The sequence below is a fragment of the Actinocorallia aurea genome (genome assembly GCF_054783995.1).
Genome location: NZ_BAAGPQ010000002.1, coordinates 928,764 through 954,214, shown reverse-complemented (window position 1 = coordinate 954,214; position 25,451 = coordinate 928,764). Strand labels below are relative to the sequence as shown.

The 25,451-nt window shown below is 72.3% G+C and carries 22 protein-coding genes; 7 read left to right on the top strand and 15 right to left on the bottom strand.

Annotation, left to right across the window (positions count from 1 at the left end):
* Nucleotides 1–5: 5 nt before the first annotated feature.
* Nucleotides 6–824: a glycosyltransferase gene (locus ACYVOM_RS04585; protein WP_460301936.1), complete on the top strand. Its 819-nt coding sequence runs from the start codon at nucleotides 6–8 to the stop codon at nucleotides 822–824.
* Here ACYVOM_RS04585 and ACYVOM_RS04580 read toward each other — a convergent pair.
* From ACYVOM_RS04580 to ACYVOM_RS04560, 5 genes are read right to left on the bottom strand one after another with little or no spacing between them, the layout of a single operon-like run.
* A complete protein-coding gene (locus tag ACYVOM_RS04580) occupies nucleotides 767–1,984 on the bottom strand; it encodes a glycosyltransferase family 4 protein (protein WP_460301935.1) in 1,218 nt (405 codons plus the stop codon). The two genes, ACYVOM_RS04585 and ACYVOM_RS04580, sit on opposite strands and share 58 nt — an antisense overlap.
* The gene (locus ACYVOM_RS04575) at nucleotides 1,981–3,306 is read right to left on the bottom strand and encodes a nucleotide sugar dehydrogenase (RefSeq protein WP_460301934.1); all 1,326 of its coding nucleotides are present in this window, start codon (nucleotides 3,304–3,306) and stop codon (nucleotides 1,981–1,983) included. Before ACYVOM_RS04575 ends, ACYVOM_RS04580 begins: the two co-directional genes overlap by 4 nt.
* On the bottom strand, nucleotides 3,303–4,385 hold the full coding sequence (locus tag ACYVOM_RS04570) for a GNAT family N-acetyltransferase (protein WP_460301933.1): 1,083 nt from the start codon (nucleotides 4,383–4,385) through the stop codon (nucleotides 3,303–3,305). The genes ACYVOM_RS04575 and ACYVOM_RS04570 overlap by 4 nt, the downstream gene beginning before the upstream one ends.
* A complete protein-coding gene (locus ACYVOM_RS04565; RefSeq protein ID WP_460301932.1) occupies nucleotides 4,382–5,305 on the bottom strand; it encodes a glycosyltransferase family 2 protein in 924 nt (307 codons plus the stop codon). The genes ACYVOM_RS04570 and ACYVOM_RS04565 overlap by 4 nt, the downstream gene beginning before the upstream one ends.
* Nucleotides 5,302–5,955 carry a polysaccharide deacetylase family protein gene (locus ACYVOM_RS04560; protein WP_460301931.1) on the bottom strand — a complete coding sequence of 218 codons (654 nt, stop codon included), beginning with the start codon at nucleotides 5,953–5,955 and terminating at the stop codon, nucleotides 5,302–5,304. Before ACYVOM_RS04560 ends, ACYVOM_RS04565 begins: the two co-directional genes overlap by 4 nt.
* Nucleotides 5,956–6,327: 372 nt before the next feature.
* Here ACYVOM_RS04560 and ACYVOM_RS04555 point away from each other — a divergent pair, with 372 nt between their 5' ends.
* Nucleotides 6,328–7,779 carry a sugar transferase gene (locus ACYVOM_RS04555; RefSeq protein ID WP_460301930.1) on the top strand — a complete coding sequence of 484 codons (1,452 nt, stop codon included), beginning with the start codon at nucleotides 6,328–6,330 and terminating at the stop codon, nucleotides 7,777–7,779.
* A gap of 1 nt (nucleotide 7,780) precedes the next feature.
* A complete protein-coding gene (locus ACYVOM_RS04550; protein ID WP_460301929.1) occupies nucleotides 7,781–8,833 on the top strand; it encodes a hypothetical protein in 1,053 nt (350 codons plus the stop codon).
* A 36-nt stretch (nucleotides 8,834–8,869) separates the two neighbouring features.
* Here the strand turns inward: ACYVOM_RS04550 and ACYVOM_RS04545 are convergent, their stop codons facing one another.
* From ACYVOM_RS04545 to ACYVOM_RS04520, 6 genes are all read right to left on the bottom strand, one after another.
* The gene (locus ACYVOM_RS04545) at nucleotides 8,870–9,454 is read right to left on the bottom strand and encodes a hypothetical protein (RefSeq protein WP_460301928.1); all 585 of its coding nucleotides are present in this window, start codon (nucleotides 9,452–9,454) and stop codon (nucleotides 8,870–8,872) included.
* Nucleotides 9,455–9,526: 72 nt separating this feature from the next.
* On the bottom strand, nucleotides 9,527–10,393 hold the full coding sequence (gene rfbD / locus ACYVOM_RS04540) for a dTDP-4-dehydrorhamnose reductase (protein WP_460301927.1): 867 nt from the start codon (nucleotides 10,391–10,393) through the stop codon (nucleotides 9,527–9,529).
* Between the two features lie 10 nt (nucleotides 10,394–10,403).
* The gene (locus ACYVOM_RS04535; protein WP_460301926.1) at nucleotides 10,404–10,619 is read right to left on the bottom strand and encodes a hypothetical protein; all 216 of its coding nucleotides are present in this window, start codon (nucleotides 10,617–10,619) and stop codon (nucleotides 10,404–10,406) included.
* A gap of 150 nt (nucleotides 10,620–10,769) precedes the next feature.
* On the bottom strand, nucleotides 10,770–11,696 hold the full coding sequence (locus ACYVOM_RS04530; RefSeq protein WP_460301925.1) for a sulfite exporter TauE/SafE family protein: 927 nt from the start codon (nucleotides 11,694–11,696) through the stop codon (nucleotides 10,770–10,772).
* 151 nt (nucleotides 11,697–11,847) lie between these two features.
* Nucleotides 11,848–13,323 carry an adenylyl-sulfate kinase gene (gene cysC / locus ACYVOM_RS04525; protein ID WP_460301924.1) on the bottom strand — a complete coding sequence of 492 codons (1,476 nt, stop codon included), beginning with the start codon at nucleotides 13,321–13,323 and terminating at the stop codon, nucleotides 11,848–11,850.
* Between the two features lie 60 nt (nucleotides 13,324–13,383).
* The gene (locus tag ACYVOM_RS04520; protein WP_460301923.1) at nucleotides 13,384–14,121 is read right to left on the bottom strand and encodes a class I SAM-dependent methyltransferase; all 738 of its coding nucleotides are present in this window, start codon (nucleotides 14,119–14,121) and stop codon (nucleotides 13,384–13,386) included.
* A 172-nt stretch (nucleotides 14,122–14,293) separates the two neighbouring features.
* Between ACYVOM_RS04520 and mfd the strand changes: the two genes are divergently transcribed.
* The 4 genes from mfd to ACYVOM_RS04500 all read left to right on the top strand — a co-directional run bounded on the left by mfd (nucleotide 14,294) and on the right by ACYVOM_RS04500 (nucleotide 21,927).
* Nucleotides 14,294–17,806 (top strand): transcription-repair coupling factor, encoded by a 3,513-nt coding sequence (mfd, locus tag ACYVOM_RS04515; protein WP_460302347.1) that lies wholly within the window; start codon nucleotides 14,294–14,296, stop codon nucleotides 17,804–17,806.
* A 9-nt stretch (nucleotides 17,807–17,815) separates the two neighbouring features.
* Nucleotides 17,816–18,433 carry a hypothetical protein gene (locus ACYVOM_RS04510; protein ID WP_460301922.1) on the top strand — a complete coding sequence of 206 codons (618 nt, stop codon included), beginning with the start codon at nucleotides 17,816–17,818 and terminating at the stop codon, nucleotides 18,431–18,433.
* 157 nt (nucleotides 18,434–18,590) lie between these two features.
* Nucleotides 18,591–19,493: a nucleoside triphosphate pyrophosphohydrolase gene (locus tag ACYVOM_RS04505; RefSeq protein ID WP_460301921.1), complete on the top strand. Its 903-nt coding sequence runs from the start codon at nucleotides 18,591–18,593 to the stop codon at nucleotides 19,491–19,493.
* A 67-nt stretch (nucleotides 19,494–19,560) separates the two neighbouring features.
* Nucleotides 19,561–21,927, top strand: a complete 2,367-nt coding sequence (locus tag ACYVOM_RS04500) for a transglycosylase domain-containing protein (protein WP_460301920.1) — start codon at nucleotides 19,561–19,563, stop codon at nucleotides 21,925–21,927.
* A gap of 64 nt (nucleotides 21,928–21,991) precedes the next feature.
* Here the strand turns inward: ACYVOM_RS04500 and ACYVOM_RS04495 are convergent, their stop codons facing one another.
* From ACYVOM_RS04495 to ACYVOM_RS04480, 4 genes are all read right to left on the bottom strand, one after another.
* Nucleotides 21,992–22,402: an Rrf2 family transcriptional regulator gene (locus ACYVOM_RS04495; RefSeq protein ID WP_460301919.1), complete on the bottom strand. Its 411-nt coding sequence runs from the start codon at nucleotides 22,400–22,402 to the stop codon at nucleotides 21,992–21,994.
* An 80-nt stretch (nucleotides 22,403–22,482) separates the two neighbouring features.
* The gene (locus tag ACYVOM_RS04490) at nucleotides 22,483–23,364 is read right to left on the bottom strand and encodes an ABC transporter permease (RefSeq protein WP_460301918.1); all 882 of its coding nucleotides are present in this window, start codon (nucleotides 23,362–23,364) and stop codon (nucleotides 22,483–22,485) included.
* Nucleotides 23,354–24,154, bottom strand: a complete 801-nt coding sequence (locus tag ACYVOM_RS04485) for an ABC transporter ATP-binding protein (RefSeq protein ID WP_460301917.1) — start codon at nucleotides 24,152–24,154, stop codon at nucleotides 23,354–23,356. Before ACYVOM_RS04485 ends, ACYVOM_RS04490 begins: the two co-directional genes overlap by 11 nt.
* Nucleotides 24,151–25,227 carry an ABC transporter substrate-binding protein gene (locus tag ACYVOM_RS04480; protein ID WP_460301916.1) on the bottom strand — a complete coding sequence of 359 codons (1,077 nt, stop codon included), beginning with the start codon at nucleotides 25,225–25,227 and terminating at the stop codon, nucleotides 24,151–24,153. The genes ACYVOM_RS04485 and ACYVOM_RS04480 overlap by 4 nt, the downstream gene beginning before the upstream one ends.
* Between the last annotated feature and the right edge of the window lie 224 nt (nucleotides 25,228–25,451).

Genomic DNA, 25,451 nt, shown 5'->3' with positions numbered 1-25,451 from the left:
CGGTGGTGAGTGTCGTGATTCCCGCGCACGACGAGGAGGCGGTGATCGGCGCCGGGCTGCGGCGGCTGCTCGCCGGGACCCGGCCGGGCGAGGTCGAGGTGATCGTGGTCGCCAACGCCTGCGCGGACGGCACCGCCGAGGCCGCCCGCGCCCACGGCGTCCGGGTGATCGAGACCGACGTGCCCGGCAAGGGCCACGCCCTGCACCTGGGCGACGCGGCGTGCACCGTCTTCCCCCGCCTGTACCTCGACGCCGACGTCGAGCTGACGGGCCTGGCCGCGCTCCTCGCGGAGATCGCCAGGCCCGGTGTCCTGGCCTGCGCGCCCGTCCCGCGCTGGGACCTGACGGGCTGCGGCCCCGTGGTCCGGCGCGTCCACCGCGTCCACGACAGGCTCATCGCCCCCGCCCGCGTGCTCGCCGGAGCGGGCGCGTACCTGCTGGGCGAGGAAGGCCACCGCAGGGTCTTCCCGCTGCCCGACGGGCTGCTCGCCGACGACGGCTGGGCGCACGCGTCCTTCGCCGACGGGGAGCGCACGGCGGTGCCCGGGGCCGTCACCGTCGTCCGGCAGACCAGGACCGTCCGGGCGCACCTGCGCCGGCGGGCCCGCGTGCGGCGCGGCAACCGGCAGCTCGCCGCGCTCGGCAGGCCGGTGACGGCGCGCCCCCTGGGCGTCGGCGACCTGCGCGCCCTGGCGCGGCGCGGCGAGGCGGGGCCGCTCGACCTGGCCTGCTACACCGCGGTCATGCTGCTGGACAAGGCTTCGGCTCATTGGCCCGGCGGCTCCGGCTGGGGCGCGGACGCGACGTCCAGGGCCGCCTCGTAGGCGGCGACCAGAGCCTTCTTGGAGTGCTCCCACGAGAGCGGGCCGGCCACCCTGGCGCGGCCCAGCTCGCCCATCCTGCGGCGCTCCTCGGGGTCGTCCAGGAGCCGGGAGACCAGCGCGGCGAACGCGGCCTCGTCGTTGGCCGGGGCGTACAGCGCGGCGTCTCCCGCCGACACCCGCGCCTCGCGCAGCTCGAACGAGACGATGGGGCGGCCCATCGCCATGTACTCCATCACCTTGTTCATCGTGGAGACGTCGTTGAGCGGGTTGCGCGGGTCGGGGGACAGGCACACGTCGGCGGTCGACAGGTGGCGCAGCAGGTCGGCGTCGGAGATCCGGCCGGTGAAGTCGACGTGCTCGCCGAGTCCCAGCGCGACCGCGAGCTCCTTCATCGCCTCGAACGTGTCGCCCGCGCCCATGAAGGTGGCGTGCCAGTCGTCGCGCTCGCCGCGCAGCTCGGCGAGGGCGCGCAGCGCGTAGTCGACGCCGTCCTGTGGCCCCATCACGCCCAGGTAGCAGAGCAGGTAGGGCCTGCCGTGCTTGAGCTCAGGCTCGGCGGGCACCTCGTGGAACCGCTCGACGACCGGGGCGCTGCGCACCACGAACACGTCCTCGGGCCGTTTGCCGCCGCGCCGGACCGCCGCGTCCCGGTAGCTCTCGTTCGTGGCGATGACGACGTCGGCGGTCTTGTAGGTGGCCAGTTCCATCCGCTTGACGGCCCGGTACAGCAGGTCCTCGCCGCGTCCGGTGAACCGCGAGAGGTACAGCTCGGGCACCAGGTCGTGCTGGTCGAAGACGAACCTGGCGCCGCGCCGCCGCATCCGCCGGGCGAGCGGGAAGAAGAGGTCGGGCGGGTTGCAGGCGTGCACGACGTCCACGGGCCCCACCCTGCGGGCGAGCCGCCAGGTGTGCCACAGCGCGGTCCCGTACTCCTTCAGGTAGCCCGCCGGGCCCCCTTCGGCGGCCTTCAGCGGGTACCGGTGGATCCGGACGCCGTCGATCACGGCCTCCGGCTCGGTGTCGCGGACCGTGCCCTGCGGGCAGATCACGTCGACCTCCCAGCCTGCCTCGCGCAGCGCCTGGCACTCCTGCCAGACCCGCCGGTCGAACGGGACGGACAGGTTCTCGACGATGATCAGGGTGCGTTTCACGGCGCTCACCAGGCGAGTCCCAGGTATCCGGGGGCGCCGCGGCGGTCCGCGGCGTCCGGGAGGCGGACGAGGTCGACGAGCACGCGGTCGCCCGCGTCGTCCAAGGCGGCCAGCACCGCGGGGTCGGCGCAGCCGATCACGCAGACCTCCGCGTGGTCGAGCACCTCGGCGGCGTCGCTGCTGAGCAGCTCGCCCAGGTGCGGGAGCCTGGCGCGCATGTAGTCGCGGTTGGCGCCCATCAGCCGCGACAGCGACACGTTGGCGTCGTAGATGCGCAGGTCGTAGCCCTTGCCGAGGAGGCGTTCGGCGAGTTCGACCAGGGGGCTCTCGCGCAGGTCGTCGGTGCCGGGCTTGAACGAGAGGCCGAACAGCCCGATCCTGCGCCGCCCGGTCTCCTCGACCAGCCGGAGCGCGCGGGCGAGGTGCGCCTCGTTGGCGGGCAGCAGGTGGTCCAGCAGCGGCACCGCCACGTCGGCGCGGTGCGCGGCGTGGACGAGGCCGCGCACGTCCTTGGGCAGGCACGACCCGCCGAAGGCGAAGCCGGGCCGCAGGTAGGCGGGGCTGATGTTGAGCTTGCGGTCGCTGAGGAACACGTCCATCACCGGCCCGGAGTCGACGCCGAGGGCGCGGCAGATCGAGCCGAGCTCGTTGGCGAAGGCGATCTTCAGGGCGTGGAAGGAGTTGTCGGCGTATTTGGTCATCTCGGCGACCGCGACCGGTACCCGCAGCACCTCGCCGGGCAGCCCCTCGTACAGCGCGGCGACCACGTCGCCGCTGGCCGGGTCGAGTTCGCCGATGACGGTCTTGGGCGGCGCGAAGAAGTCGCGGACGCTGCTGCCCTCGCGCAGGAACTCGGGGTTCACCGCGAGCCCGAAGTCGGTGCCCGCGACGCCGCCGGAGTGCTTCTCCAGCAGCGGCGCCAGCAGCCGCTCGCAGGTGCCCGGCAGCATCGTGCTGCGGATGACGACGGTGTGCCGGGGCCCGTCGCGGCCGGCGAGCGCGCCGCCGATCTGCTCGGCGACCCGCTCCAGGTACTCCGTCGACAGGCTTCCGTTGGGGGCCGACGGGGTGCCGACGCAGACCAGCGAGACGTCGGTCGCGGCGACGGCGGCCGCGCCGTCCGCGGTGACGGTGAGCCGGCCGGAGCGGGCGGCCTTCTCGGTCAGCTCGCCGATGTCGGCCTCGACGAGCGGCGCCACCCCCCGCGACAGCAGGTCGAGCTTGACGGGGTTGACGTCGACGCCGACCACGTCGTGGCCGAGTTCGGCGAGGCAGGCGGCCGAGACGCAGCCGACGTAGCCCAGCCCGAAGACGCTGACGCGCATGTTCATCTGACCTTCCGAACGAGCCGGCGCAGACCGGGGGCGAGCGGGGAGCCGCGGAGGGCGGCGAGCGCGCGGCGGCGCGCCAGCCGGAGCGGGTCGCGGGTGGCGATCCCCTGGCAGACGACGGTCTCGCCCGTCTTGGCGCGCCGTTTGTAGTCGTCCTCGCCGCGGCCCAGGTCGATGCGGGCGACGCCGAGCGCGGGGGCCGCGGCGATCGCCTCGCGCAGCAGCATCCAGCCGGGCGACAGCCGCGCGAACTCCCGGTCGTAGGCAGGGAACCACCAGTGCAGGACGCTTCCGGCGCGCAGCCCGAAGTGGGCGGCGACCAGCCGGTCGCCCGCCCGCAGCGTGGTCAGCAGGCCGGCGAAGCCGGGGCTGCGGGTCGCCAACAGCGTGTGGAGCAGCTCGCGGTGGCCGGGATCGGCGAAGTAGTCCTTGGCGCCGGTCGCGGCGTACTGCGCGCGCTTGAGGTCGATGAGGCGGTCGAGCGCGTCCTTGTCGGGGTCGTCGGCGGTGAACCGGACGGGGCCGTGGTCGCGTTCGGCCCTGCGCAGGTCGCGGCGCGCCTGGGTCATCCTGTCGCGACCGCTCTTGGCGGCCCTGCCGACGTAGCCGTCGAGGCCGCCGGTGACGTCGAGGAAGGGCGAGACGCGCCGCGATTCGATGTACGGCTCGAACTCCGCGAGGCCGGTGGCCAGATGGTCGAACTCGAAGGTGCGAAAGGGGCCGCGCAGCAGCGCGCGCGGCGGCATCGGGCCGCCTACCGGGCCCTGGAAGTCGGCGGCGGGCCAGCCGACCGGGCGCAGCACCGAGCCGGTCCGCTGCACGGGCAGCACCGCGGTGACGGCCCCGGCGGTGTCTTTCCCCAGAGCGGCGTTCCCCAGAGCGGCGTTCCGCAGAGCGGCGTTCCCCGAGGCGGCATGCGCCAAGGCGACATGGACGTCCGCGCCGCTGGAGGCCACCGCCGCGGTGAACTCCGGATGGAAGTACGGGCTGTCGCAGGCGGGGTCGGCGGCGCGCAGCGCGTGCCAGGCGTCCAGCTCCGCGGCCGACAGCGCGCCGAAGGGCTTGAGCAGGACCGTCATCCGCCCGCCAGCCTGGTCATCCTGCGCGACGGCCGGACCAGCGCGACGAACGAGGCGCGGGCGGCGCGCTGCCCGGCGAGGGCGCGCAGGCCCTGCCCGAGGGCGATGGCGAGGAAGTAGCAGGCGGCGGCCGAGCGCGACCGGAACCTGCGGAACAGCCGGACCCGGTTGACGACGCTGAGCGCGGTCAGCGCGGGGCCCGCCCCGGAGGCCGCGCCGATGTGTTCGACCACCGCGTCCGGGCGGTACCAGAGGCCGAAGCCGAGGCCCGCGGCGCGGAAGATGAACTCGGTCTCCTCGCTGTAGAGGAGGAACGACTCGTCCCACTCCCCGGCGGCGCGCAGCGCGTCGGCCGACATCAGCAGCGCCGCGCCGGTCGCCCACGCGTGGCGCCCCTCCCGCTCGTGCGGGCCCGGCGCGGTGATGAGCTCGCCGAGCCCGCCGTGGCGGCCCGTGAACGTGCCGCCGAGGAGCGCCTCGGCCAGCGCGCGGCCGACGGTCGGCGTGCGGCGCAGGGTCGGCTGGAGTGTGCCGTCGGGGTTGACGAGCCGGGGTGCGGCGACGCCGATCCCGGGCCGCCGCAGGGCCTCGGCGAGCGCCCCGAGCGCGCCGGGGTGCAGCCTGCAGTCGGGATTGAGGACGAGGACCGCGTCGAGCACGGCGAGGTCGAGGGCGCGGAGCCCCGCGTTGAATCCCGCGGCGTAGCCGCCGTTGCGGCCCGTGGCCAGGACGTCGACGGCGGCCTCGACGCCTTGTCCAGCGGCCTCGGCGACCGCGACGGAGCCGTCGGACGAGGCGTTGTCGGCGACGATCACCCGGGTCAGCTCGACGTCCTGGCCGGTCAGCGAGGCGAGGCAGCCCGGCAGAACGTCGGCGCTGTTGTAGGAGACGATGACGACGGCGACGCGCGGCCCGCTCATCCGCGCACCCGCTTGACGGCGCGGGCGCAGAGCCGCCGGGCGCGGAGGGGGAGCGCGGGGCTGCGCAGCGCGGCGGCGAGCGTGGCCGGGGTGAGATCGGCGCGGACGCTGGTCCGGGCCTGGAGCCACGCGCCGGGGCCCGCGGGCCCGCCGTCGCTGGTGTGGGCGCGGGTGACGCCGACGCGGCGCAGGGCGCGCAGGACGTGCCGGTCGTAGGAGCCGAACGGGATGGCGACCTCGGTCACGGGACCGCCGAGGAGGTCGGCGAGCACTTGGGGCGCCCGGACGTACTCCTCGTCGGCCTCGCCGGGGCCGAGGCGGCGCCAGTCGCGGTGGGCCCAGCCGTGCGAGCCGACGGCCATGCCCGCGGCGGCGAGTTCGCGGACCCCTTCGGCGCTCACTCTTCCGGGCTTTCCGAGTTCGCCGGCCAGGACGTAGAAGGCCGCGGTGAGGCCGCGGTCCCTGAGCCGGGGCAACGCCACCTCCAGGTCGGAGGAGTTGCCGTCGTCGAAGGTCAACCGCACGTCGGGCCGCTCGGCGACGGCGTCGAGCACCGTCTCGAACTGCGCGACCGTGATCCAGGTGCCGTCCTCGCCGGGATCGAGTCCGCGCCGCGGCTCCCCGATGCCGTGCACGGTGACAGTGAACATTGCAGACAGATCAGCCACCCCCGGCTGATCATTCTGTGGCGCGGCGCACACCTTGGGAAAGGGGTGCGCATGGGTCTGCTGTGTCCTGTTCCGGACATATCTCTACAAGGTGAGAATCGCCTTTCTTGATATGTGCGGAGTGTCTCCGCGACCTCCCGGAAGATCATTTCTGATCTCCTTAGCGCATCCATTGCGTGATTTTTATAAACATGCCATGCATTATTTGGAGATTTTCTGACCTGATCCGGCCGTCATGATGGCTGGAAGTGTTCCGGACCGGCGCGTTAGACCTGTTATTGCTGATCGTTCGCCTCGCCGGGCGGACCCAGAGGCGTACGTCCCGGGCGCTGAGCGGACGTGCATACGGGGAGCATGGAGGGGTCCACCGTGACCGTCATCGACGGTACCGGCGTCTCCGCGACGGACGGGGCGGTCGTCGCGGGCGCCGGGCATTGGGTCAGGAAGTACACGGCGCTGATCATCGGTTGCGACGCGGTCTGCGGAGCCGCGGCGGGCACGCTGGGCTACCTGGCCCGCTTCGGCGGCCAGGAGGTCGCGTTCGGCGCGAACCTCGCGGTGGCGGTGGCGCTCCCGCTGCTGTGGCTGCCGTGGCTCGCCTTCTCCGGAGCCTACGACGGACGTCTCTACGGGGTCGGCTCGGACGAGTACCGGCGGGTCGTCCACGCCGGGGTCGGCCTGACCGCCGCCGTCGCGATCGCCTCCTACGCCACCAAGGCCGAGGTCGCCCGGGGTTTCGTCGTGGTGGCGCTGCCCGCGCTGACTGTTTTCGGCGTTTTCGTGCGCTGGAGGGCCCGCAAGTGGCTGCACCGCAGGCGCGCGGACGGCGCATACATGCGCCGCGTCGTCGTCGCGGGCCACCCCGTGGCCGTGAGCGCGCTGGTCGCGGAGCTGCACCGCACGCCGTACCACGGCATGCAGGTCGTCGCGGCCTGCACGCCGGGCCGCGCGGAGCCGGACGTCGCCGTGCCGGTGCTCGGCGACCTCGACGAGGTGGCCCGCGCGGTCGGCGAGGCGGGGGCCGACAGCGTCGCCGTGCTCGCCTGCCCCGAACTCGACGGGCAGGCGCTGCGGCGGCTCGCGTGGGAGCTGGAGAAGGAGCAGACCGAGATCTACGTCGCCCCCGCCCTGCTGGAGGTCGCCGGGACGCGGACGACGATCCGGCCGATCGCGGGCCTCCCGCTGATCCACGTCGACCACCCCGACCTCGACGGGCCGCGGCGGCTGCTGAAGCGCGCCTTCGACCTCGTCGGCGCGGCGTCGGCGCTGGCGGCGCTGTCCCCGCTGCTGCTGCTCGTCTCCGTCCTGGTCAAGGCGGGGGACCGGGGCCCGGTCTTCTACTCCCAGACCCGCACCGGCCGGGACGGGCGCGAGTTCCGGATGCTCAAGTTCCGCACGATGATCCCGGACGCGCACCGGCACCGCGCGGAGCTGCCGGCCACCAACGGGGCGCTGTTCAAGCTCCGCGACGACTGGCGGATCACCCCGGTCGGCACTCGGCTCCGCCGCTACTCCCTCGACGAGCTGCCCCAGCTCGTCAACGTGCTGCGCGGCGAGATGTCCCTCGTGGGGCCGCGTCCGCCGCTGCCGGAAGAGGTCGCCGTCTACGGCCACGACGTGCGCCGCAGGCTCGTCGTCAAGCCGGGCCTGACGGGCCTCTGGCAGGTCAGCGGGCGCAGCGACCTGCCCTGGGACGAGGCGGTCCGCCTCGATCTCCTCTACGTCGAGAACTGGTCGCTCATGATGGATCTCCAGATCCTCTGGAAGACGGTCGGGGCCGTCCTGCGCGGCTCGGGAGCCTACTGAAGTGATCCGTGGATCGGCCGCGCTCGCGGCGCTCGCGCTCGTGCTCGCCGCCTGCCAGAGCGGGGCGGTCGATCCCGTGCCGCCGCCGTCGGTGACGAGCACGGCCCCCACCGCAGCGCCCACCGCAGCGCCCACCACTTGGCCCACCACCGGCGCCCCGCCGCCCACCTCCGTGCCGAGCACGCCGCCGCCGACCGAAGGCCCGGCGCGCACCTGCCCGTCGTACCCGACGCCCGCCTGCACGGGCGTGCCCGAGGGCACCGAGGTGCGGCGCACCGTCGAGGGCGACTACGAGGCGCGCACGCCGGGCGAGGTCATCGACGGCTGGCACATCAAGGGCCAGCTCATCACCTACGCCGACGTCACCGTGCGCCGGACCAGGATCGACGGCGGCGTCACCAAGAACGACCAGGACGGCGCCGAACTGACGATCACCGACAGCACCGTCGGCTCGCCCGGCGACTGCCTGGTGAGCCCCGCGATCAACACCGGCTACGACACCGGCACCTACACCGCGACGCGGGTCCTGCTCCAGGGCCACGACGACGGTTTCCGCACGGGCGGCCCCGACATCCTGATCACCGACTCGTTCGTCCGGGCGTGCGTCACCAACCCCGAGAGCCACAGCGACGGCCTCCAGGACTATCCGGGGTCGCAGCGGCTGACCGTCCGGCACACCACGTTCGACATGTGCGGCGGCTGGGCGACCGACCGAAGCAGGCCCGCCTGCTCGTCCGGCGCCTATCCCGGGATGAACGGCGGCGTCTTCATCTACAGCAGGCCGTCGCGTCCCCCCGAGAAGGGCTCGACCGACGTCACGGTCGAGGACAACCTGGTGATCGGCGGCCTCTACGGCATCTGGGCGGCCCCCGGGGGCGGCACGTGGACGATCCGGGGCAATCGCGTGGTCGACGGGAGCTGGTTCTACGCCCCCTACACCGTGGACGACACGGGGTCGTGCGCCCGCATCCGGACCTGGGAGGACAACGCCGTCGTCACGATGGACACCGACTACCGCGTCACCGGGACGGTGCGCACCGTCCCGTGCGGCTGACTCCAACGGAGGAGGCGGCCCAGCCGGCGAAGCGGCCTAGCCGATCGTCCGGTAGAACCGCACCGTGTGCTCAAGGCCCGTGTCCGCGGCGTCCCACACGGCGGTCTCGGCCAGCCAGGGCCGCTCGGCGAACACGTGCGCGTGGCCGGGGTTGGCGTAGGCGAAGCGGGGTGAGGTCTTCGGCGCCTGCTCCTCGATCCGGTCGAGGACGGCGCGCAGGGTGCGCTCGCCGAAGGGGTCGAACAGGAAGAAGGCGGTGATCCCGGCGAAGTCGGCGTCCTCGCAGGGGCCGCGCCGCACGGAGACCGGGGCCTTGCGATCGCGCAGCCGCGCCGCGTTGGCCAGCGCCGCCTCGGTCAGCGCGTCGTTGACCTCGAAGCCGATCACCTCCCGGACCGGCAGGCGGGCCGCGCAGCACAGCACCCGTCCGAGGCCGCTGCCGAGGTCGCCGAGGACGTCGTCCGGGCCGAGTTCGAGGGCCTCCAGGATCCGCCGGACGGCCGTGTAGGACATCGTCGCGTAGTGGGTGCCGTCGGGATGGTCGGCCGCCACGATCCCGCGGGTGGAGACGCCGAGGCGCTGTTCCCACCAGAGGTTCCCCAGCCGTGTCGTCAGGCGCATGCCCTCATTCAAACCGAGCGGGCGGCCCGGCGGGCGTCCGGCGCGGGAAGATCCGTGGCAGGAACCGGCCTGTCACCTCGGGGCCAGATCCTCCGTCGGGGACGCCGTGCGGAGGTACTCGGCGAGGGCGTCCTCCCAGCGGCGCAGGGGAGGCAGGCCCGCGGCCTTCCAGCCGTCGTGGCCGAGCAGGCTGTAGGCGGGGCGGGCGGCGGGCCGGGGGAACCGGTCCGTGGTCGTCGGCCGCACCCGGTCGGGGTCGAGCCCGAGCCCGGCGAAGACGGCGCGGGCCAGCCCGTACCAGGTCGTCCGCCCGGAGTTGGTGCCGTGGTAGACGCCCGAGGGCGCGCCCGAGTCGGCCAGCGCGATGATCCGGGCGGCGAGGTCGGCCGTCCAGGTGGGCTGGCCGTGCTGGTCGGCGACGACGTCCACGGTGTCGCGCTCACGGGCCAGACGGGCCATGGTCGCGACGAAATTGGGTCCGTGCGCCCCGTAGAGCCAGGCCGTCCGCAGCACCAGGCCGCCGTGCGCGAGCGCCGCCCGCTCCCCGGCGAGCTTGGTGCGCCCGTAGGCGTTGAGTGGCCCCGTGGGCGCGTCCTCGGGTGCGGGTTCGGGGCCGGTCCCGGGCAGGACGTAGTCGGTGGAGATCTGGATCAGCGTCGCGCCCCGCGCGGCGCAGGCGCGGGCCAGCGGGCCGACGGCGGTGCCGTTGACCGCCAGCGCGGACTCCTCGGCCTCCTCGGCCGCGTCCACGGCGGTCCAGGCCGCGCAGTTGACCACCGTGGCGTGCCCCCGGACGGCTTCGGCCGCGGCGGCCTCGTCGGTGAGGTCGAGATCGGTCCGCGCCGCGGCGGTGACGGGCCGCCCCACGGCCCGCAGCAGGGCCGTCAGGTCCGCGCCGAGCATGCCGCCCGCCCCGGTCACGAGCCACGCGTCGGCCATCGGGTGCTCCTCACGTCGGCGGCGGATCGCCCCCATCATCGACGATCTCCACGTCCGGCGAACAGTCGTCGCAGACATGGAGGACGGTCCCGTCGGTGAGCCGTCCGATCGGCCGGCGCGGCCGGGGCCACCGCTTGCCGCACGAGGCGCAGGCGCCCCCTGCGCGCTGGGCCTTGCCGAGCCCGTCGGAGGAGAAGACGCGGTCGGGAATCTGCTCGGGGTCCATGGGCGGCCTTACACGCGGCTGGAAAGGAGGCGGGGGCGCGCTTCCATCGTCCCCGGTAAGGAAGATCGACCGCACCCGTCAGCGCGTGATTGCCGTGGATCTCCCGAGGTGAGCCGCCCGTAGCCCGGGTTTCGGGCCGTCCGGCAGGGCTCAGCGCTCGGCCGCGCCCGCCGTGATCTCTTCGGGGGCCGGGGTGGCGGCTCGGCGGCGGAGGCGGAGGGTGATCCAGGTGGCGAGGGCGGCGACGGCGAAGGTCGCGATGATCCAGGCGAGGGCGGTGACCGGGACGCCGAACATCTTGAGCGCGCTGGCGACGAGGACGACGGCGAGGGCACGGCGGATGAGGTCGCCGGGGGCGTGCGCGGAGATCCGCGCACCGAGGTAGACGCCGGGGATGGAGCCGACGAGGAGGGGCGCGGTGACCGCGAGCTGGAAGTCGCCGAAGAGGATGTGGCCGAGCGCGGCGGCGGCGACCAGCGGGACGGCCTGGACGAGGTCGGTGCCGACGAGCTGGTTGGCCTTGAGCATGGGGTAGAGCGCGAGCAGCGCCACGATGATCAGCGAGCCGGACCCGACCGAGGTGATCCCGACGACGACGCCGCCGACGGCGCCGACGAGCACGGTCGGCAGCGGCCGCATCCGGAGGGGCTCGGCGGCCTTCTCGGTGGTCTGGACGCCCGCCTTCTTGTCGCGCATACCCTGGTAGAGGCGGTAGACGATGCCGAAGGCGGCGATCAGCAGGGCGACGCCCATGGCCTTCTCGATGAATTCCTGGGTCGCCTCGCCGTCGCCGAGCGCGCGGGCGATGAGCACACCGCAGAACGCGGCGGGCACGGAGCCGAGGCACAGCCAGCCGACGAGCCTGAGATGCACGGTGCCGCGGCGGAGGTGCACGAAGCTGCCGACGGGCTTCATCACGGCCGAGGCGACGAGGTCGCTGGAGACCGCGGTGAGGGGCGGGACACCGAAGAACGTCACGAGCATCGGCGTCATGAGGGCGCCGCCGCCCATGCCGGTCAGCCCGACGACGATCGCCACGAGGAACGATCCGATGGCCATCGTCACGTCAAAGTGCATCGGTATATCCCATGGAAATACTAGGAAATAATTCGTCACAAACTATAGGGGCCGCCCTCCCCCCGGGCAAGTTGCGGAAGGTGGACGGCCCCTTACCTTACGTGGCCTTGACCTGCGAGAACGCCGGTCGCGAAGGTGCGGGCGACCCTGCTCAAGCCCCCTGGGAGCGGAGCCAGCCGCCCGCCGCGAGGTGCTTCATCACCTCGTCGACACATTCGGAAACCGGACGCCCTGTGGTGTCGATCACGAGTTCGGCGTCCTCGGGCGTCTCGTACGGGTCGGAGATGCCGGTGAACTCCGGGATCAGACCCGCGCGGGCCTTGGCGTACAGGCCCTTGCGGTCGCGCCGCTCGCACTCCTCCAGCGGGGTCGCGACGTGGATCAGCACGAAGTCGCCGACCGCCTCGACCATCCGGCGGACCTCGGCCCGGGTCGCGGCGTAGGGCGCGATCGGCGCGCAGATCGCGAGGCCGCCGTGCCGGGAGATCTCGGCGGCCACGAAGCCGATCCGACGGATGTTGAGGTCGCGGTCGGCCTTGGAGAAGGTCAGCCCGGACGACAGCATCTGCCGCACGACGTCGCCGTCGAGCAGGGAGACCGTCCGCTCGCCGCTCTCGACCAACGCGTCGCCCAGCGCGCGCGCGACCGTCGACTTGCCTGAGCCGGAGAGGCCGGTGAAGAACACGGTGACGCCCCGCTCGTGCCGCGGCGGGCGGGCCCGGCGCAGCTCGGCGGCGACCGCGGGCGGCGTGAACCACTCGGGGACCTGCTCGCCGCGGTCCAGCATCCCGCCCAGCTCCTCGGCCGTCAGCGCCGCGCGGGCGCGGCGCTCGGCGATCCGGGCGAGCGGCCTCCACACCTCGTGCTCGGTGTCGTAGGCCCACTCCTCCGGCGCGACGACCGTCAGCGGGACCTCGGTCAGCGGGGCGTCGCTCAGCAGGTGGGTCGCCCCGTAGGCGGCGGCGACGTGCGCGGCGAGCGCCTGGTCGCGCAGCGCGTCGGCGCGGGGCGCGAGGTTCACGGTGATGATCTCGGCGCCCTCGGGCAGCTCCCGCTGGACCGCCAGTAGCGCCCGGACCAGTTCCTGGTCGTGCGCCCCGGACAGCAGCGCCAGCACCAGCACGGGCAGGCCGAGCCGCTCGGCGGTCTGCTTGATCTGGCCGAGCCGGGCCCGGTGCAGCGGCTCGCGGGTGGCGACGGCCAGCACGGCGGGGGCGTCGGCGCCTTCCGCGGGCGGGCGGCGGCGCAGCCTGCGGAACGCCCCGTAGGACGGCTCCCGCAGCGGTGTCAGGGTCCCGGCGAGCCGGAAGTGCCCGGCGGGGGCCGCGGGGTCGCTCCACGCCTCGGTGACGTCCAGGACGGCCAGCGGCACGGTCTCGGGGTCCTGGAGAATGATCCGCTTCTCGCCGGCCAGGGACTCGGGCACCGTCAGCAGGACGGGGGAGGGCCACGGCGTCCCGTCGCGCAGGCGACCTCCCGCGTCGACCGCGGCGGCGTCCAGCGGGCCGAGGAATCCCGTGAGGGGCCGGAACGCCCCGGCGAGGAGCTGTTCCAGGTCGGCGAGTTCGGCCGGGGCGGGGGTCGTCGAGGCCAGCCCGTGAAGGTCCTCAGGCAGTGGGTTGCTCACGCCGCAAAACTACCGCCCGGCCGCGTCCCCGAGAGCACGACCGGACGGTAGGGACGGGGTTCAGATGATCCGGGCGAACCGGTTCTCGGGTTTGCGGATGACCAGCGACAGCTCGGCGTGGCCGGAGGTGAAGCGGCCGTGCGTGAAGATCGCGATGAGCCGGGCCAGGATCCGGACCGGGGTGCTCACCGGGACCCGGTGCACGTGCGCCTCGGCGATCACCAGTCCCCGCATCAGGCACCAGCTGCGGAACCCGGCGAGCGAGCTGACCGGCTCGAAGACCGGCGCGGGGCTCTCCCGGGGGCTCTCGCCGCGTGATCCGCCGACCCCGAGCGCGCCCAGCACGCGGCGCGGCAGGGTCCGACGCAGCAGGCCCTGGGCGCTGTCCCGGTCGATGAAGCGGACCAGGAGCAGTCCGCCGGGCTTGAGCGCGGCGACCATCCGGTCCATGACCAGTTCGGCGTTGGTGATCCGCTCGATCAGGCCGTCGGCGTGGACCACGTCGAAGGAGCGGGGCGGCAGCGGCGCGCTGCGCAGGTCGCCCAGGTGGTAGGTGTGCAGGCCGGTGCGCGCCATCGTGTGCGCGCGCAGCGCGGGCGTGTCGAGGTCGATGCCGGTGACGTGCCCGGCCACCCCCTCGGGCAGGTCGAGGCCGGGGCCCCGGCCGCAGCCGGCCTCCAGCACATGGATCTTCGCCAGTCCCTTGTCCAGGGCGTGCAGTCTGACCCGCTCGGCGAAGAGTTCGGCGACGGGAGCCGGGCCCGAGACCGGGCGGTCCCTCACAGATAGCTCGGTCATGATCCCGCAGCGTAGCCATGGATGGGGGCGCGGTCCGGTATTCGGGCTTTCTCGCGGGAAACGTGTCCTCGCCTCCGGAAGGGCCCGCGGCGGCGCGTACCCTTGAATCCTGCCCGGAGTCAACCTGAGGTCTTCGGGATTTTCGGGCTGCCCGCCTACCCCAAGGTCGATGATGTCTCTCATCCCACTGCTCGATCTGCTCCTCACCGACCCGCGTCTGCGCGCGGGGCTGGAATCCGCGCGGCATCCGCTGGTCGGGCCGCCGTCGCTGCGCCCGCTGCTGGCCGCCGCCCTGTCGCGGACCGCCGCCGACGGCGCGACGGTGCTCGCCGTCACCGCGACGGGCCGGGAGGCCGAGGACCTCGCTTCGGCGCTGACGAGCCTGCTCGACCCGCACGCGGTCGCGCACTTCCCGTCCTGGGAGACGTTGCCGCACGAGAAGCTGTCGCCGCGCAGCGACACCGTGGGCCAGCGCCTCGCGGTGCTGCGCCGCCTCGCGCACCCCGAGCCCGCCGACCCGGCGAGCGGCCCGCTGAAGGTCGTGGTCGCGCCGGTGCGGGCGGTGCTCCAGCCTGTCGTCGCGGGTCTGGGCGACCTGGAGCCGGTCCGGCTGCGCGCGGGCGACGAGATCGACATGGACGAGGTCGTCACGCGCCTGGTCACCGCCGGCTACGACCGGGTGGACCTGGTGGAGAAGCGCGGCGAGATCGCGGTGCGCGGCGGCATCCTCGACGTGTTCCCGGCCGCCGAGCAGCACCCGCTGCGCGTCGAGTTCTGGGGCGACCAGGTCGAGGAGATCCGCTACTTCAAGGCCGCCGACCAGCGCTCGCTGGAGGTCGCCCAGGACGGCCTGTGGGCGCCGCCTTGCCGGGAGCTGCCGCTCACCGCGGAGGTCAGGGCGCGGGCCGCGCAGTTGGCCGCCGACCACCCCGCGCTCGCCGACGTCCTCACCCGGATGGCCGAGGGCGAGGCCGTCGAGGGGATGGAGGCGTTCTCCCCGATCCTCGCGGGCGGGATGGAGCTGCTGGTCGACCTGCTGCCCAAGGGCAGCCGGGTCCTGGTGTGCGACCCCGAGCGCATCCGCGGCAGGGCCGCCGACCTCGTCTCCACGAGCCAGGAGTTCCTTGAGGCGTCCTGGGTGAACGCGGCGGCGGGCGGCGAGGCCCCGATCGACCTCGGCGGCGCGGCCTACCGCACCCTTGACGAGGTCCAGGAGCGCGCGGACGCCCTCGACGTGCCGTGGTGGAGCACCAGCCCGCTCGCGGCGGGCGAGGACGACATCGTGCTCGGCGTCCAGGCCGCCGACTCCTACCGGGGCGACCGCGAGAAGGTCGTCGCCGACGTGCGCGGCTGGCACGAGGCGGGCTGGCAGGTCGTCCTCACCAGCGAGGGCGCGGGCCCCGCCGAGCGCTACACCGCGGTGCTGAAGGACGCGGGCATCCCCGCCCAGCGCACCCAGGTCGAGGGCACGGTGTGGGTGACCACCGCGCGCTTGGAGCACGGCTTCATCTGGGACTCCGGAGGGCGGGACGGGGGGAAGGGGGACGTGAAGCTCGTCGTGCTCACCGAGACCGACCTGTCCGGCCAGAAGTCCTCCACGAAGGACATGCGGCGCATGCCGTCGCGCCGCCGCGGCGGCATCGACCCGCTCCAGCTGTCGGCGGGCGACTACGTGGTGCACGAGCAGCACGGCGTCGGCCGCTATGTGGAGATGGTCTCCCGGACGGTCCAGGGCGCGACCCGCGAGTACCTCATCCTCGAATACGCCAAGGGCGACCGCCTCTTCGTGCCGACCGACCAGTTGGAGGAGCTGACCAGGTACGTCGGCGGCGAGTCCCCGTCGCTGCACCGGCTCGGCGGCGCCGACTGGCAGAAGGCGAAGTCGCGGGCGAAGAAGGCCGTCAAGCAGATCGCGGGCGAGCTGATCCGGCTCTACTCCGCGCGCATGGCGAGCCCCGGCCACGCCTTCGGCCCCGACACCGTCTGGCAGCGGGAGTTGGAGGACGCGTTCCCCTACGCCGAGACCCCCGACCAGCTCGCCGCCATCGACGAGGTCAAGGGCGACATGGAGCGGCCCGTCCCGATGGACCGGCTGATCTGCGGCGACGTCGGCTACGGCAAGACCGAGATCGCGGTCCGGGCGGCGTTCAAGGCGGTCCAGGACGGCAAGCAGGTCGCGGTCCTGGTGCCGACGACCCTGCTGGTCCAGCAGCACCTCTCGACGTTCTCCGAGAGGTTCAGCACCTTCCCCGTCGTGGTGAAGCCGATCTCCCGGTTCCAGTCCGACGCCGAGGTGGCCGAGACCCTGCGCGGGGTCGCCGACGGCACCGTCGACCTCGTGGTCGGCACGCACCGGCTGCTCAGCCCGTCGACCAGGTTCAAGAACCTGGGCCTGGTGATCATCGACGAGGAGCAGCGCTTCGGCGTCGAGCACAAGGAGGAGCTGAAGCGGCTGCGCACCCAGGTCGACGTGCTGGCGATGTCGGCCACGCCGATCCCGCGCACCCTGGAGATGGGCCTCACCGGCATCCGGGAGATGTCGACGATCCTCACCCCGCCGGAGGAGCGGCACCCCGTCCTCACCTTCGTCGGCCCCTACGACACCAAGCAGATCGGCGCGGCGATCCGGCGCGAGCTGCTGCGCGAGGGCCAGGTCTTCTTCGTGCACAACCGGGTGAAGTCGATCAACAAGGTCGCGGCGACGCTGCGGGAGCTGGTGCCCGAGGCGCGGATCGCGACGGCGCACGGCCAGATGAACGAGCAGCAGCTCGAGAAGGTGATGGTCGACTTCTGGGAGAAGAACTACGACGTCCTGGTCGCCACGACCATCGTCGAGTCCGGCCTGGACATCCCCAACGCCAACACCCTCATCGTGGACAGGGCCGACATGTACGGCCTGTCCCAGCTGCACCAGCTCCGCGGGCGCGTCGGCCGAGGCCGCGAGCGCGCTTACTCCTACTTCCTGTACCCGCCGGAGACGCCGCTGTCCGAGACCGCGCACGAGCGGCTCGCGACGATCGCTCAGCACACCGAGATCGGCGCGGGCATGTTCGTCGCGATGAAGGACCTGGAGATCCGCGGCGCGGGCAACATCCTGGGCGGCGAGCAGTCCGGCCACGTCGCGGGCGTCGGCTTCGACCTCTACGTCCGGATGGTCGGCGAGGCGGTCCGGGAGCTGAAGGAGACCGGGGTCGAGGCGCCGCCGCCGGAGACGAAGGTCGAACTGCCCGTGGACGCGCACATCCCGCACGAGTACGTGCCGGGCGAGCGGCTGCGGCTGGAGGCCTACCGCCGGATCGCGGGCATCACCTCGCCCGACGAGATCCCCGGCGTGCTGGAGGAGCTGAAGGACCGCTTCGGCGCGCCCCCGCTCGCCGTGCTCAACCTGATGGAGGTCGCCAGGTTCCGGTCCAAGGCGCGCGAGGCGGGCCTGACCGAGATCGTGCTCCAGGGCAACTATGTCAGGTTCGCCAAGTCGGGCCACGAGGGCGACATGCTGCCCGAGTCGCGCTTCCTGCGGATGCAGCGCCTCTACCCCAAGAGCATCATGAAGACGGGACACCTGCTCATCCCGACGCCGAAGACCAGCCCCATCGGCGGCAGGCCGCTGAAGGACGGGGACATGCTGCGCTGGGCCACGGACGCCGTCGACGCGCTCTTCCTGGAACAGATCACCCGTCAGTAAGGTAACCGGGTGATCAGAATGACGTTCGCGGTCGTGGCCCTCCTCCTGACTACCACGGCCTGCGGCGGCGGCCAGGTGAGGATGGGCGCGGCGGCGACCTTCGCCGACGCCCCGCGCATCAGCCAGGACGACCTCGGCACGGCCACCGAGGAATGGCAGCGGTTCTACGCCCGCCACCCGCTGGACCGCAGCATTCTCCTGCTCCCGCAGGCCGATTCCCTCCAGGGCAGCATCCTCGCGGGCCTGATCGGCATGCGGGTCGCCGATCGGACGGCCGCGGAGCGCGGCATCGAGGTGACCGACGCCCAGGTCGATCAGTTCGTCTCCCAGCTCACCGGCGGCCAGACCGCGCGGTTCGACCAGGTGGCGATGCGGTTCGGCGTGGCCCCCTCGCACAGCCGCCAGTTCGCCAGGACCCTCCTCATCACCGACCGCCTCTCCCAGGGCGCCGCCGACGAGGACGCCGCGGTCCGCCAGGTCGGCGACGCGTTCGGCGCGTCGGCCCGCGCAATGGGCATCAAGGTGAACCCGCGCTTCGGCGACGACTACGCCTCGGGCGTGCGCCTCGGCATGCTCTACCCGCCGATCCAGCACCTCTCGGCCCTCGCGACGGGCACGGGCCGGTGACCGGCTCCCCGGCGCAGCCGGGCTCTCAAAGAGCCGGTCTCCGGCCCGATGAGGACCGCCCGGTGACCGGCTCCCCGGCGCAGCCGGGCTCTCAAAGAGCCGGTCTCCGGCCCCATGAGGACAGGCCCCATGGTCACCGGCCCCAAGAGGAGGTCAGGTGAGTCTGGTTCTGCTGGCGACTTCGCATCGGGTCGCGCCGGGGCTGCTGACGTGGCGGGCCTGGTCGGCGTTGCATGCCGGGAGGGTGCTGACCGCCTCGGGCGACCATCCCCAGCTTCCGTACCTGCGGGACGCGGGCGTCGCCGTCGAGGAGGTCGAGCCTGACGCGCGCGCGGTCGTGGCCGCCGCCCGGGAGGGGGACGTCGTCTGGCTGGCGGCCCCTGACGGCGACGCGGCCTTCGCGGCCCGGGTCGGTGAGCTCGTGGTGGCCGATCCGCTGGACGTCGAGGTCGTGCACGGCTCGTACGACCTGCCGGGCGCCCGCCTGCTCGACATGGTCGAGGTGATGCGCAGGCTGCGCCGCGACTGCCCGTGGGACAGGCAGCAGACCCACGCCTCCCTCGTGCCGTACCTCATCGAGGAGACCTACGAGGCGGTCGACGCGATCGCCTCGGGCGACCCGGACGAGCTGTGCGAGGAACTCGGCGACGTCCTGTTCCAGGTCGCCTTCCACGCCGCGGTGGCCGCCGAGCGCGAGGACGGCTTCACCATCGACGACGTGGCCGCCGGGATCGTCGAGAAGCTCGTCCGCCGCCATCCGCACGTCTTCGCCGACGTGGACGTGTCCGGCGCGGACGAGGTCGTCGCCAACTGGGACGAGATCAAGAAGGCCGAGAAGGCGGGCCGTCCGCTTCTGGGCGGTGTGCCCCGGTCGATGCCCGCGGTGCCGGAGTCCGAGGACCTTGTGCGCAAGGCCCGCAAGGCGGGAGTGCCGGAGGGGCTGTTCGCGGGTTTCGAGGCCCGTGTGGCCGCTGCGCGCACCGCGAATGATGAGCTCAAGGCCTGGAATGGCGAGTTCCGGTCGCTGGTGGAGGCATGGGAAGGCCGCTCGCGGGGATGACCGGTACATGGTCTGGCCTCGGGGGGCTGCTGGTTTTGTGACATACGTCCGGTCTATGGTGTCCGCCATGGACTCGGACGCCCGTGGGCGCGGGAAAGCCGGTGCCGTAAGGCGTCTGGCCGGGTACAGCGCCCTCGCGGGCCTGCTGAGCGCGCTCTTGGTGCTGCCGCTCGCCTGCGTGGCGGGGGTGGGCGCGCGCGACTCGGCGGACTGGCTCCTCACCGAGCCCGTCGACCTCGGCGACCTCACGACGCCGCAGCGGTCCACCATCCTCGCCGCGGACGGCACGACGATCGCCACCTTCTACCGCCAGAACCGGGTCGACATCCCGCTGGCGAAGGTCGCGCCGATCGCCGCGAAGGCGGTCGTCGCCATCGAGGACGAGAGGTTCTACGAGCACGGCGCCCTCGACCTGAAGGGCACCCTGCGGGCGCTGGCCTCCAACCTCGACGGTTCCGGCGGCACCGCGCCGCAGGGCGGCTCGGGCATCACCCAGCAGTACGTGAAGAACCTGCTCTACGTGAACGCCGAGACCGACGCGGAGCGGCTGGACGCGGTCGAGGCGACGCCCGGCCGCAAGATCCGCGAGCTGCGCTACGCGATCGCGGTCGAGGAGCGGTTCCCCAAGGACGAGATCCTGGAGAAGTACCTCAACGTCGCCTATTTCGGCGACGGCGCCTACGGCATCGAGGCCGCGTCGCGTCGGTACTTCTCCGTCCCGGCCTCCAAGCTGTCCCTCGGCCAGGCCGCGACGCTCGCGGGGGCCCTGAAGAACGGCAACCAGTACAACCTGCGGCTGAACCCGGAGGGCGCGGTCAACCGCAGGAACGTCGTCCTGGACCGGATGGCGGAGCTCGGCGTCATCGACGCCGCGACGGCCGAGGCCGAGAAGGACAAGCCGCTCAAGGTCAAGCTCACCGAGACCAAGAACGGCTGCACCGAGAGCAAGGCCGCGTTCTTCTGCGACTACGTGCAGCGCGAGATCCTCACCAACAAGATCTTCGGCAAGACCCCGCAGGAGCGCGAGCGGCTGCTGTGGAACGGCGGCCTGACGATCCGCACGACACTGGACTGGCAGACCCAGAACGCCGCCCACAAGGCGTTGCTACGGCATGTCCCGGCCAAGAACGACGAGGGCAAGGCCGCTGCGCAGGTGCTGGTCGAGCCGGGCACGGGCGAGATCAAGGGCATGGACGTCGGCCGCGAACTCGGCCCGAACGAGCAGCGCGGCAAGACCTGGATCAACTTCGCCGCCGACGCCGACCACGGCACCAGCATCGGCATGGCCGCCGGCTCCACCTTCAAGGCCTTCACCCTGGCCGCCGCGTTCGACGAGGGCATGGCGATCGGCGATCGGATCACCGCGCCGACCGGTTACGCCCCGAGCGGCTTCAAGGACTGCAAGGGCAAGGACGTCAGCGACACCAAGGTCCTCACGAACTCCTCCGACGGCGAGGGCGGCCGGAGCTTCAGCCTGCTGACCGGCTCCTGGCATTCGGTGAACACCTTCTTCCTGCTGCTGGAGAAGAAGGTGGGCCTGTGCGACACGGTGAAGATGGCCAAGAAGCTCGGCATCAAGCGGGCCGACGGCAACGCGCTCCAGGAGTTCGCGTCCTTCACCCTCGGCTTCAACGACGTCTCGCCGCTGCGGGTCGCCGCCGCCTACGCGGCGTTCGGCGCGCGCGGCAAGTACTGCCAGCCGATCGCGATCAAGCGGATCACCAACACTGCGGGCAAGAGCATCCCGGTGCCGAAGGCGGACTGCGAGCAGGTGCTCGACAAGGAGGTCGCCGACGCCGTCAACTACGTGCTGTCGGGCGTCCTCACCCGGGGCACCGGCAAGGGCCTCGGCATCGGCAGGGCGGCGGCCGGCAAGACCGGCACGGTCGACAACTACTCGGCCGCCTGGTTCGCCGGGTACACCCCGCAGCTGGCCTCGGCCGTCTGGGTGGGCGACCCGCGCGGCGGCTACAAGTACCCGATGACGAACACCTGCCTTCCGACGCACTGCGGCGGTCCCGTCTACGGCGCGACGATCCCGGGCCCGATCTGGCAGGACACCATGTCCGAGGCGCTGCGCGGGGTCGACGCCGGCCGGTTCGTCCGCCCGACGTCGTTCTTCTTCCGCAAGGGCTCGGGTGAGGACGAGGTCAGGATGCCGGATCTGCGCGGCATGAGCCTGGACGCGGCCATGCAGCGCCTCGGCAGGATGGGCATCGACTTCAAGGTCGGCTCGCACGAGTACAGCGACAAGTACGACGAGGACAAGATCATCGCGACGGATCCGTCCGCGGGCGCCCTCATCGACCCGGGCGACTCCGGTCTGACCGTCGTCCTCACCGTCTCCAAGGGCAAGGACCCCGCGGCCGGGCCCGAGTGGCCCGAGCCGACCGACCCGGGCTGGCCCGAGGGCACGGACTGGGAGACCCCCTAGAGCGGGAAGAGGCCCGCGCCGATGGCGCGGGCCGTTCGCCTGCCGGACGGCACTGCGGCGCGGTTCAGCCGGGCAGTCTGCCGTCGCGGAGGTCCGCGAGGGACACCGCGTCGATGACGCCGAGGAGGGCGGTGTCGGCGGCTTCCCAGAGGCGGTCGAGGCTGCGGACGACGTCTTGGGCGGCCCCGTTCGCGGGCGGTTCCGCGCGGCGTCCGGCGGGCTTGCCGTCGATGGCGCGCAGGACCTGTCCGACGGTGATGGTCGCGGCGGGCCTGGAAAGGCGGTAGCCGGGGTCGGGCAGGCGCTGGTTGAGCACGAGGTCGGCGCGCCGGAGGTCGCCGAGGATGGCCTGGAGGAAGGTCAGCGGCAGCGCGTGGGACTCGGCGAGGGCGGCGGCGGTGAGGGGGGCGGGTTCCGCGGAGGCAAGGGCCAGCAGGGCGCGGAGCGCGTATTCCACTCGGGCGGTGATCTGCACGGGCTCCCCGATTATTTCGACTCGTTAAGTTGGATTATCGTCCGAAAAGTGCCACATCTCACGATGTGGCACCTTCGGACTTATCTGTTGGAGTCGTCCAGTCCCCAGCGGTTGCGGAGCGACCGGTCGGCGAGGCCGAAGAGCTGGTCCACCACCACGCCGATGATCAGGATGATGAACATCACCGAGATCATCTCGGACGTCTGGTTGAGCTCGCGGCTGAAGGTCAGCAGGGTGCCCAGCGACTGGACGCCGATGATCACCAGCAGTTCACCGGCCATCAGGGAGCGCCACGCGAACGCCCAGCCCTGCTTGAGGCCCGCGACGAACGACGGCAGCGACGCCGGGATGACCAGGTGGCGGTACCGGCCGAAGCCCTTGAGCCCCATCACCTTGCCCGCGCGCAGCAGGATCGGCGACGTGTAGTCCACGCCCGAGATGAGCCCGTTGGCGATCGACGGCGCGGCGCCGAGGACCACCACGAACAGGATCGCGCCCTCGCTCAGCTTGAACAGCAGGATGGCGAGCGGGAACCAGGCGATCGAAGGCATCGTCTGGAGGCCGGTGATGAGCGAGCCGAAGGCCCGCCGCAGCACCCACGACTGCGACACCAGCGCGCCGATGGCGCCGCCGATGAGGACGGCCAGCGCGAAGCCGACGACCGCGCGCTGCATGGTCAGGCCGACCGCGTCCCAGGTCTTGCCGGAGGTCACGGTGTCCCAGAAGACCGGGAGGACCTCCGCCGGGCCGGGCAGCACCCACGGGTCGCGCCAGCCGGACCAGACCACGCACTGCCAGGCGAACAGGAAGATCGCCAGCGCCGTCACGATGGGCCACAGCGCCGAGTAGACCCGGATCAGCGGGTTCTTGCGGGAGCCCGCGGTCAGCTCCAGGGCGTCGAGCCCGGCGAGCTCCCGGTTGACGGGCTTGGGGCCCGTGTCGCTCGTCTTCTCAAGCACCATGGCGGCTGACCTCCTCCTTGAGCCGGTCGGTGATCTCGGCGGCCAGGGCGGAGACCTCGGGCGAGTCGATGCGGCGGGGCCGGTCGAACTCCACCGGGAACTCCTGGATGACCCGGCCGGGCCGGCTGGACAGCAGCACGACGCGGTCGCCGAGCCGGACCGCCTCGCGGACGTTGTGCGTGACGAACAGGACGGTGAGGTTCCGCTCGCGCCAGATCCGCTCCAGCTCGTCGTGGAGCAGGTCGCGGGTCATGGCGTCGAGCGCGCCGAACGGCTCGTCCATGAGCAGCAGGGTCGAGCGCCGGCCCTGGTAGGACTCGGTGAGCGCGAGGGCGCGGGCGAGGGCGACGCGCTGGCGCATGCCGCCGGACAGCTGGTGCGGGCGCTTCTTGGCGAAGCCGCCCAGGTGCACCGACTCCAGGAGCTGCTCGGCGCGCGGCCCGCGCTCCTTGCGGGGCAGCCCGCGCTGGCGCAGCGCCAGCTCCAGGTTGCCGCCGACGGTCAGCCACGGGAAGAGCGCGGGCTCCTGGAACATCAGCGCGACGCGCGCGTTGCCGACGTCGATGGTGCCGGAACTCTGCTTGTCGAGGTCGGCGACGAGGTTGAGGAGGGTCGACTTGCCGCAGCCGGACGCGCCGAGCAGGCAGACGAACTCTCCGGGCCTGACGTCCAGGGAGACGTTGTCGAGCGCGAGCAGCGCCGAGCTCCCGGATCCGAACGCTTTGGACACACCGGCGAGCCGGACCGCGGCGGCGGTCCGGCTCTCGGCGGCCTCGGGGGCCTTGGTCATGGGGTCGCGACCTCCGGCTTGCCGGCCGCCGTCAGGACCTTGTTCAGGTAGGACAGGTCGTAGATGCCCTTGAGGTCGACCGGGTCGAGCAGGCCGACGGCCTCGGCGTGCTCGGCGCCGCCCGTCAGCGACGCGGCGATCGGGTCGTTGGTGAACTCGATCTCCTTGAAGGCCGAGTCCAGCACCTCCTTGGACAGCGACTTGGTCGTCAGCTTCTGCAGCTGCGCGTTGGCCGCGGTCTTGGCCTCTTCGAGGTTGCTGTTGATGAAGTCGTTGGAGGCGACGGTGGCCTCGACGAGCTTCTGGACGAGGTCCGGGTGCTCCTTGGCGAAGTCCTGCCGGACGATCAGGTGGGTGATGACGAACTTGCCGTCGGGCCACAGGGTCTTCTCGTCGATGAGCTTCTTGCCGCCGCTCTCGAGGATCAGGCGGGAGGCGAAGGGCTCGGGCACCCAGGCGCCGTCGATCGCGCCCTGCTTGAAGGTGTCGATCGTCTGCGAGTTCTCCTGCGGGACGATCGAGACGTCGCCGGTCCCGTCCTGGTTGGCCGTGAGGCCCTTCTCCTTGAGGTAGTAGCGGATCGCCACGTCCTGGGTGTTGCCCAGCTGCGGGGTGGCGATCTTCTTGCCCTTGAGGTCGTCCACGCTCTTGATCTTGTCGGGGTTCACCACGAGGGCGACACCGCCGGAGGCGGCGCCCGAGATGATCTTGATGGCCTGCCCCTTGGACTGCGACCAGGCGTTGATGGCCGGGTTCGGGCCGACGAAGGTGGCGTCGACGCCCTTGGCGAAGAGGGCCTCGATGGCGGCGGGGCCGGCGTTGAAGGCGCTGCTCTTCAGCGTGACGTCGGAGCCCAGCTTCTCGGCGAAGATGCCCTTCTCCAGGCCCACGAGCGCCGTGGCGTGCGTGATGTTGGGGAAGAAGCCGAGGTTGACGGTGACCTTCTCGTCGCCTCCGCCACCAGAGCCGGAGTCCTCACCACCGCAGGCGGCGAGCGCCGGGAGGCCGATCACCAGCGCCGCGGTCGCCGCGAGGGCTTTTCTCCTGCTGAGCTTCATCGCGCTCCACTCCATCTTTCCTACTGTCTAAGGGGGGATGAGTCGTGCGTTCGCACCGGTTGGATATTTCCGACTGGTTTGATGCGAAAAGTAGACCAGGGGAAGCCTACGAAGTCAACACGATAGGTAGGAATAGTCGGTCCGGTCGGGTAACGGCTCGGACTCGGCCGGGCGGCGAGTCCAGGCACGGACGTCATGACGGGCTTCGATAGGCTCTGGGGGCAACCCCCGCGATGCTG

What these genes read in the sequence shown, in the direction of transcription:
- ACYVOM_RS04500 (WP_460301920.1), top strand. Translation starts at nt 19,561, where the DNA reads ATGGACTCGGACGCCCGTGGGCGCGGGAAAGCCGGTGCCGTAAGGCGT.
- ACYVOM_RS04520 (WP_460301923.1), bottom strand. Translation starts at nt 14,121, where the DNA reads ATGACCGAGCTATCTGTGAGGGACCGCCCGGTCTCGGGCCCGGCTCCC.
- ACYVOM_RS04480 (WP_460301916.1), bottom strand. Translation starts at nt 25,227, where the DNA reads ATGGAGTGGAGCGCGATGAAGCTCAGCAGGAGAAAAGCCCTCGCGGCG.
- rfbD (WP_460301927.1), bottom strand. Translation starts at nt 10,393, where the DNA reads ATGGCCGACGCGTGGCTCGTGACCGGGGCGGGCGGCATGCTCGGCGCG.
- ACYVOM_RS04535 (WP_460301926.1), bottom strand. Translation starts at nt 10,619, where the DNA reads ATGGACCCCGAGCAGATTCCCGACCGCGTCTTCTCCTCCGACGGGCTC.
- ACYVOM_RS04545 (WP_460301928.1), bottom strand. Translation starts at nt 9,454, where the DNA reads ATGCGCCTGACGACACGGCTGGGGAACCTCTGGTGGGAACAGCGCCTC.
- ACYVOM_RS04530 (WP_460301925.1), bottom strand. Translation starts at nt 11,696, where the DNA reads ATGCACTTTGACGTGACGATGGCCATCGGATCGTTCCTCGTGGCGATC.
- mfd (WP_460302347.1), top strand. Translation starts at nt 14,294, where the DNA reads ATGTCTCTCATCCCACTGCTCGATCTGCTCCTCACCGACCCGCGTCTG.
- ACYVOM_RS04555 (WP_460301930.1), top strand. Translation starts at nt 6,328, where the DNA reads ATGGAGGGGTCCACCGTGACCGTCATCGACGGTACCGGCGTCTCCGCG.
- ACYVOM_RS04575 (WP_460301934.1), bottom strand. Translation starts at nt 3,306, where the DNA reads ATGAACATGCGCGTCAGCGTCTTCGGGCTGGGCTACGTCGGCTGCGTC.
- ACYVOM_RS04570 (WP_460301933.1), bottom strand. Translation starts at nt 4,385, where the DNA reads ATGACGGTCCTGCTCAAGCCCTTCGGCGCGCTGTCGGCCGCGGAGCTG.
- ACYVOM_RS04490 (WP_460301918.1), bottom strand. Translation starts at nt 23,364, where the DNA reads ATGGTGCTTGAGAAGACGAGCGACACGGGCCCCAAGCCCGTCAACCGG.
- ACYVOM_RS04565 (WP_460301932.1), bottom strand. Translation starts at nt 5,305, where the DNA reads ATGAGCGGGCCGCGCGTCGCCGTCGTCATCGTCTCCTACAACAGCGCC.
- ACYVOM_RS04560 (WP_460301931.1), bottom strand. Translation starts at nt 5,955, where the DNA reads ATGTTCACTGTCACCGTGCACGGCATCGGGGAGCCGCGGCGCGGACTC.
- ACYVOM_RS04485 (WP_460301917.1), bottom strand. Translation starts at nt 24,154, where the DNA reads ATGACCAAGGCCCCCGAGGCCGCCGAGAGCCGGACCGCCGCCGCGGTC.